This window comes from Methanobrevibacter sp. (genome assembly GCF_045586545.1).
Classification (GTDB): Archaea; Methanobacteriota; Methanobacteria; order Methanobacteriales; family Methanobacteriaceae; genus Methanocatella.
This window is the reverse complement of sequence record NZ_JAZNAN010000076.1, coordinates 1-7117: the sequence shown is the minus strand read 5'-3', so window position 1 is coordinate 7117 and position 7117 is coordinate 1. Positions and strand designations below refer to the sequence as shown.

Annotated in this window: 9 protein-coding genes; 7 read left to right on the top strand and 2 right to left on the bottom strand. The window is 31.5% G+C overall.

Features of this window, described 5'->3' with window-relative positions:
- Positions 1 to 217 precede the first annotated feature (217 nt).
- The 4 genes from ACKI3D_RS06150 to ACKI3D_RS06135 all read left to right on the top strand — a co-directional run bounded on the left by ACKI3D_RS06150 (position 218) and on the right by ACKI3D_RS06135 (position 3284).
- Positions 218 to 943 (top strand): hypothetical protein, encoded by a 726-nt coding sequence (locus tag ACKI3D_RS06150; protein ID WP_407392960.1) that lies wholly within the window; start codon positions 218 to 220, stop codon positions 941 to 943.
- Positions 944 to 1139: 196 nt separating this feature from the next.
- Positions 1140 to 1931, top strand: a complete 792-nt coding sequence (locus ACKI3D_RS06145; RefSeq protein WP_407392958.1) for a hypothetical protein — start codon at positions 1140 to 1142, stop codon at positions 1929 to 1931.
- 112 nt (positions 1932 to 2043) lie between these two features.
- On the top strand, positions 2044 to 2448 hold the full coding sequence (locus ACKI3D_RS06140) for a hypothetical protein (protein WP_407392956.1): 405 nt from the start codon (positions 2044 to 2046) through the stop codon (positions 2446 to 2448).
- Positions 2449 to 2945: 497 nt separating this feature from the next.
- Entirely contained in the window at positions 2946 to 3284 is a 339-nt protein-coding gene (locus ACKI3D_RS06135; RefSeq protein ID WP_292825916.1) for a hypothetical protein, read from the top strand.
- Positions 3285 to 3316: 32 nt separating this feature from the next.
- Here ACKI3D_RS06135 and ACKI3D_RS06130 read toward each other — a convergent pair whose 3' ends face one another.
- A complete protein-coding gene (locus ACKI3D_RS06130) occupies positions 3317 to 3952 on the bottom strand; it encodes a stage II sporulation protein M (protein WP_407392954.1) in 636 nt (211 codons plus the stop codon).
- 211 nt (positions 3953 to 4163) lie between these two features.
- On the opposite strand from ACKI3D_RS06130, the gene ACKI3D_RS06125 reads away from it, so the two are divergent.
- The 3 genes from ACKI3D_RS06125 to ACKI3D_RS06115 all read left to right on the top strand — a co-directional run bounded on the left by ACKI3D_RS06125 (position 4164) and on the right by ACKI3D_RS06115 (position 5900).
- Positions 4164 to 4460, top strand: a complete 297-nt coding sequence (locus ACKI3D_RS06125; RefSeq protein ID WP_407392952.1) for a hypothetical protein — start codon at positions 4164 to 4166, stop codon at positions 4458 to 4460.
- Entirely contained in the window at positions 4453 to 4734 is a 282-nt protein-coding gene (locus ACKI3D_RS06120) for a hypothetical protein (protein WP_407392950.1), read from the top strand. The genes ACKI3D_RS06125 and ACKI3D_RS06120 overlap by 8 nt, the downstream gene beginning before the upstream one ends.
- A 365-nt stretch (positions 4735 to 5099) precedes the next feature.
- Positions 5100 to 5900 (top strand): DUF4013 domain-containing protein, encoded by an 801-nt coding sequence (locus ACKI3D_RS06115; RefSeq protein ID WP_407392948.1) that lies wholly within the window; start codon positions 5100 to 5102, stop codon positions 5898 to 5900.
- Between the two features lie 291 nt (positions 5901 to 6191).
- On the opposite strand, the gene ACKI3D_RS06110 is transcribed toward ACKI3D_RS06115, so the two are convergent.
- A partial coding sequence (locus tag ACKI3D_RS06110; RefSeq protein WP_407392946.1) for a 3-hydroxyacyl-CoA dehydrogenase occupies positions 6192 to 7117 on the bottom strand: 926 nt, incomplete at its 5' end.

Below are 7117 nucleotides of genomic sequence, written 5' to 3'. Positions count from 1 at the left end.
ATGATTTTGAACATTTATTTTTTCATAAGTATGAAAAAAACATAATTTTATAAATAATTAATGTTAAAAATAATCATGATAAGATATTTTTAAAATATTTTGTCCACGAATAGAAAAATAAGTCGAATTATTAGTTATATTTTGATTTTTTTATAAGGTTAGGTATATTTGGTGTTGATTTATTTAATGTTCGAAATTTTAAAATTGGAGGAATGGAATGAATATAAAAAATAAGCTATTGGTAGCATTATTAATATCCGTATTCCTATTATCCGTCAGCAGCGTAGTCGCAGAGGATGTGGCTGATGCTGATGAATTGGCAATTGATAATGCTGATGAAACAATCACTGTAAGTGAGGATAGTGATGAACCTCTTGCGGCTGAAGAAAACACTGAAACAATAGCCGCAAGTGAAGATAATCAAACATTAACTTCTGCAACCACTAGCGATGGTACCGATGTTGATATTAAAGTCATTGCCCTTGACAAAAACCCTAAAGTGGGCGATAAGGTTAGGATTAAAATCATCTTAACCAACTTAGGCAGTAATGATGCCAAAAATGTGGAAGCACAATTCTCATTCAGCGACATATACGAAAATGTGGACGCAACTTTTAAATTAGTTGATTCAACTCATAAGGTGGATGAAATTGATGGAGGATATGTTATTAAATTGGATTCACTTGCAGGAGCAAGTACTGAAGAGATTATTATAACATTCATTGCCACTACAAGCGGAACTAAACATGTCGATGCATCTGTATTTTCAGATAACAGTATGGAAGTGCATTACGCCAATGACACTTTTACCGTTAGTGAAAGTTCAAGCAGCAACAAGAATGCTCAATCCAGCGTATCTAAAACTATGCATGCAACCGGTAATCCTTTAGCTCTTCTGGCATTGTCCTTATTCGGTATTGTACCATACTATCGCAGAAAATAAATTTATAGGGATTAATCGTCCCTATACTCTTTTTTTTAATTATTTTCATGAGACAATTGATAATTTAGATAATTGTGCATGTTGAATAATGCTCCTAAAAACATTCATTTTAAACAAAAAAAGTTCAACATAGACATTACTTTTCAAAAGCTATCTGATGAACTTAAATAAATAAAATAAGTTTAAAACGAATGTTTTGAAAGGAATTATTCAAAACTTAAGATTACTTGAAAATCAGAAAGAATTAGATTCATTACATCAAAAACTTATCAAAAAAGGCAAATTATCTTCAAAAGATGCGGAAAGATATAAAAAATTATATAATAATGTAAAAATTAAAAAGAAATTTAAATTAGTTCTGCTTGAAGATACATTAAAATTAGAAGGTAAAACCAAAGTTAAACCCAATGATACTAAATACATTGGAGACCTTAATAATCCTAAAAATATTAAAGAATTTAAAGGCACAACTAAAGATGGAATGTTGCCTGGAAATGAGAGCATTGACAGATATTTCACAAAAAATGTTTCAACAACAGGGAAACATGATGAAATCATAGAAGAATGGGTTTATGATAAAGCGTATCAAGATGTACAATTATTTGATGAATGTGATAGAGATATTAAAAAATTAAGAAATAACTTAATTAAATCAAATCCATCATGGACTTCTGAAATGATTGATGAAGCTATTGAAGAAGTAGTTAGCAGAAGTAATAAATTTGATAAGTTAATTAAAGGTGCAAAAACTAAAAAAAATATGAAATTCTATAGACGACAGCAAGAGTTAAATATTTCTGAAGATGACATTAAGAAGGGTGAAACAATATTACCTTCTGCTAGAAGCGTTTCAATATCTAAGGAAGGAGCTACAGATTATGTGGGCAAAGCTAAGTCTTATAAATGGGAATTAGAAATTGAAGCTCCTGTTGGAACAAACGCTGTTTACATTGCACCAAAAGCCAAAAACATGGAAATAAATTTATAAGACAAATGGAAACCATCTTGGATAGAGATACTCCTTGTGATATTCTTGAGATAATTGATGATGATGTTAAAAATATTCATAAAGTGAGATTAAGAGTAAAAGTGTGATAATAATGAAAAGCAAATTATATCCTGGAATAAACTTTGAACATACTTTAGATGGGGTTTTATGTGAGGAGTATGATCAGTTTTTAAGTGATAAATATTATGTTAATATTCCTTATTTGATTGATAATTTAGATATTTTAATTAAATTAAGAGATGTTGTGATACCCAATAATTTGATTCCTTTAAAAAAAATAAGGTCTGCTGTTGGTGAAAGAACTGCTGAAGATTTTTATGCAAAAAAATATGGTATAATCCCTAAGTCAGGCATTTATGAGTGGGAATATAGATTTTCTAGAGATTTTCAAAGAACTATTGATGAAATGCGTGAAGATGATGTTAGGTTAGCTTTGGATATTGTTAAAAAATATCCTGAGCATAAAAATCTTGTAATTAAAAGAGAAGAGGAATAATCATGTTAAGGTTTGAAGTGAATGTTTTCATTGTAAATATTCAAAACAAAATTACTGCATAATAAGTCCTCATAGGATTTAATTTCAAGTTATTGTCTAGTATGCATCTAATATAAAGATTTCCGCAAATAAGCAATTGTATTCATTATTTATTATGCTTAATAACCATTTCAGTTTTTGCAGGCGCCACATTTGCATCCGCTTCACTTTCATAAGCGTTATATCCCTCTTGAATTTTAAATTTAATAATTTTTAAAGTTATTTCTGATTGAATTCGGAACTAATAGTGGCTACTGTAGAAACGACTACCACCAAGTAAATTTAACTTCGATTGTAGTATGATGATTACTTTTTAAAGCTCTTGCAATTGAACGAAAAAGAATAAGTGGAGATTAATAATGAAATCAAAATCAATGATATTTTTAATAATCTTATGTGTTTTGTTTAGTATCACTGCTGTTTAGGCATCAGATAATCAAACTCAAGTAATTTCAGATTTGCCAGATTATCATCCTTTCAGTGAACTAAATCAATTAATATCTGAAAGTGAGGGTGAAATAACTTTAGAACATGATGACAAATGTGACGGCAACCAAATATACATTAAAAGGATAATGAATTTACTATACGGCAATAATCATACGAGTGATGGACTCAATGAGGATACACCTTTTATTTTTCAGTCCAAGAATACTGTCACATTGAACAATCTAACATTTCAGAATGCCGTAAATGCAACAATAGAAGTTATGTCTCCAACTATTTTGATAATATCCAACCCTTCCAGGGTTGCAGATAAATTGTGCATGTGTTATAATCCTAATTCAAAATTATAACTTGAAAAATGTTAAAAGAGAGTTTTAAGAATTCAGCTCAGTCCTAAAACTCCCATTAAAAATTGGGAAACTGGTAATGAAACATATGCTTCAATCGGAGCTGCAATAATCAAAAGAACTGTTGCAATAACCATCAGCGCCAGGCTTTGAAGCAGTATCTTTTTTGTTTTTTCATAAGCATCTCCGGCGCCGTCGGTGTCGCTGCTTCTCCATGCCTTGATGAATTTCCAGATGAACTTGAACAGAAGTATTCCCGCAGTGGATTGGAGGATTGTTGCGGTAATTTCAAATATTCCATGCGGAATCAGGTAAAAGATGAACATTATGCCCCCATTTGGCAAGATGGTGTCGAACAATGGCCCTATTAGGCTTATGTTGACAGCATTGTATATTACCATTACTATTGCCGGAATTGCAAAGAATACTGATGCAAGGTAGGTCATGATTCCTCCTCCTGCATTTTGAATGAAAAGCTCCAGCGGACCTACTCCGGTGTTTTGTGGATTATTTAAAGGGGTAATATCTCCTGCAACGCTTTGCATTTGGGGAGATGCAAGAATCCATGATGCAATGAAAACTGCTATGAAGAGAACATACAGTCCGATTATGAGTTTCTTGTTGTCTTTTATTGATTCAACAAATAAATCTTTTAATTGCATATGGTTCATTTTATTTTCCATCGGTTAAATAGGTTTCCGCCATTTCAAATAATCAGTGAATTTTTAAGAATTAAATGGCATGATATCATTTCAGCACTGAAATGTGGCATTCAATTTAATTCCATGCTTCAGTTTGAAGTGAATGTTTTCATTGTAAATATTCAAAACCCGAATAAATATTTAAATATTATGAATAATTAAAATTAGATAGGGTGATAATTTGTTAGAAGAATTTATACCTTTTATAGGGCTAATTATTTTTGGAAATATTGAAAACCTTATTCTAGCATCACAGGGTGTTGTTCAAGGTGTTAATCCTAGGATATTGGGAGGATTAAGTATAATTGCGGTAATTTTATGGCTGATTATTGGAACTTTGGCTACTGAAGTTGCAATCCAATATGCAAATTACATTACCTTCATCGGCGGTCTTGCAATTGTCATATTAGGTATTCAGGCAATTCACGGCGCTGTCCAAAATATTCATAAAAACAAGAGGGGTGAAAATAATGGTTAATTTAAAAGACTATGCCCCATTCACAGGTCTGCTTATTTTTGGAAACATAGAAAACTTAATTCTAGCTTCACAGGGTGCAGTTGCACATGTTGATCCATATATTTTAGGAGCATTAAGTTTAATTGCAGTGGTCATATGGTTGCTGCTTGGAACATACGGAACCAAAATTGCTATCCAATATGCCGATTACATTGAAATATTCGGCGGAGTGGCTATCATTATTTTAGGTTTCCAATCTATGATTGAGGCTATGGGATTATCCCTTTTCCCTTAATCTCTTTATTTTGTTTGAAGTGAATGTTTTCATTGTAAATATTCAAAACCCTTTGCACTCTAGAATGTATCCTTGCTTATAGGGAGGGATAAGCTTAAACTAACAGGATATCATTGATTCCAACCAAAAAGAAAATAACCTATCACCATTTAACTTTTCATTTGATCTAATGCCGAAGTCATCAAAAATTTTCTTCAGATAAAAATGATTCTATCAAAAGCTTTTTAAGTAATTAAAAATAATACTGATATAGAATTTTATTCTCTTAAAGGAATGTTTCAAGTACAAAATTCAAAAGCATTAATAGCATTATAAATGAAGATTTTAATCAAAAAAATACAATATTCAATTAGGGGAGTTTTACGATGGACTTAAAAAAGCTAGTTTCAAATTCCTTCAGATTTCCATTTAGAAATATTAAAAAATTGCCGATAATTTTCCTGTTTTTCATTCTGATTGCTATCATTCCAATCGGCATGATATCAAATAATGATTATATTGTAGCCATTGGAGTAATCGCATTTTTCTTATTTATATTGCTTGTACCGGGATATTTTTTATCAATTGTCAAGCTGGGTTCAAGTCAATCAGCAATGATGCCGTCTTTCAATTTGGTGAATAACATATATGATTCCATCAGAGTATTATCTTTAAGAATAGTCTATATGATTGTTCCGGCTGCAGTATTTCTGCTTGCTTTAAAAACAGTAGGTCCTGCAAGCAGAGATATGATTTATAACTATAGGATACCTGAGTTTTTAGCAGCTGTTGGGCTTCTGCTTGTGGTGATTTTTATTGTATACATCATATTTGAATTTTTATTATTCTTTGCAAAAGCCAGATTAGCTTACTTTAATAGTTTACAGGAAGCTTTAAAGATTAATAAAGTAATAGAGGACATCAGAAGAATAGGTATTGTTACCATAATCAAATGGTTAATCGTAATGGCAATACTGTTGAATGTCGTTACTTTTGTTTCATCATTTGTAATAGCGATTCCCTATGTTGGTCTTTTAATTTATATCTGTATAGTTATTCCGATACTCGAAAGTATAGCCAATTACTCCCTTGGACTGTTATATTCAAATATAATTCAAGGTTATGATGATGCTGATCTTATGAATATGAAGAAAATCGAATCCATCGAGTATAAAAAAATTAAATAATAAATAATCTGTATTTACTAAAGTTTGAAGTGAATTATTTTATAGTTAATTGTCTAGTGAAAACTCGAAAAACATATGGGCTTACATATCCAAAAATTCCTCAAAAAAATAGTAAAATGTATAACTCCAAGAATATAGAATAAATGATGATTATTATATTTATATAGATAATATAAATAATTTAACAAAGATAGGTACATTGACATTAATGTTAACAATGCCATGCAGTTAATTATTCTTTTGAGAGAATATTATAAATAAAAAAAGAAAAATAAATGATAAAATCATTTATTAATATTCATAGAATCCTTTGCCTGCATTGATACCGGTTTCACCGGCGTCTATTTTTTCCTTAAGCTTTAAGGCAATTTTACCTTGAGTTGTCTCAGGGTCGTTGGATCTAGGGTCCATAATAATAATATTATATGCAGTTACAAGTCCTACAATATCCAATATTTGGAACGGTCCGTTTGGAGCGCCTGTTGCAAGCCTCCATGTCAAATCAATTGTTTCAGGATCTGCAACTCCTTCAGCCCATAAGGCCTGTCCTGCAGAAAGGAACGGAACAAGCAATGAATTGAGCACATATCCAGGTTGTTCTTTTAATACCTTAATAGGAACCATGTTGATGTCTTCTGCAAATTGGACAATTGCATCAAAGTATTCCTGTTCGGTTCCAGGGTGTGGCATTACCTCAGCAGTGTTTTGAGCCCAAATGTTGTTTGCAAAGTGGAATGCAAGATATTTCTCAGGCCTTCCTGTATGTTCTGCAAATTGACTTGGAAGCAATGTAGATGAATTTGTTACAACAATTGTTTTTTCCGGAAGATATTTTGCCAATTCCTCATAGAATGCAATCTTTTGATTAGGGTCTTCTGCAATTGCTTCTATTACAAGGTCTGCATTGTCTGCTGCTTCTTCATAACTTGTAGTTAATGTTAAACTATCGAATGCTTTTTGAGCTTGTTCTTTTAAGGCATCTATCTCTTCATCACTTAAATCAGCTTTCTTGCTGAAACCTCTGCAATATGCAGCTTTATCGGTTTTCATTTTTTCTAGAGTGCCTAAATATATATTCAACAACCTTTCGAATTTAGGTTTAGCCCTTTCGATTGAACCTTCACTTCTTAACCAGACGGTTACGTCGAACCCACAGAATGCAGATTGATAAGCAATCTGACTACCTAAAACTCCTCCACCAGCTACTACAACTTTTT

Bases quoted from the DNA above. Each gene is read 5' to 3' on its own strand.
- ACKI3D_RS06150 (WP_407392960.1), top strand. From the start codon at position 218: ATGAATATAAAAAATAAGCTATTGGTAGCATTATTAATATCCGTATTC.
- ACKI3D_RS06140 (WP_407392956.1), top strand. From the start codon at position 2,044: ATGAAAAGCAAATTATATCCTGGAATAAACTTTGAACATACTTTAGAT.
- ACKI3D_RS06130 (WP_407392954.1), bottom strand. From the start codon at position 3,952: ATGAACCATATGCAATTAAAAGATTTATTTGTTGAATCAATAAAAGAC.
- ACKI3D_RS06120 (WP_407392950.1), top strand. From the start codon at position 4,453: ATGGTTAATTTAAAAGACTATGCCCCATTCACAGGTCTGCTTATTTTT.
- ACKI3D_RS06115 (WP_407392948.1), top strand. From the start codon at position 5,100: ATGGACTTAAAAAAGCTAGTTTCAAATTCCTTCAGATTTCCATTTAGA.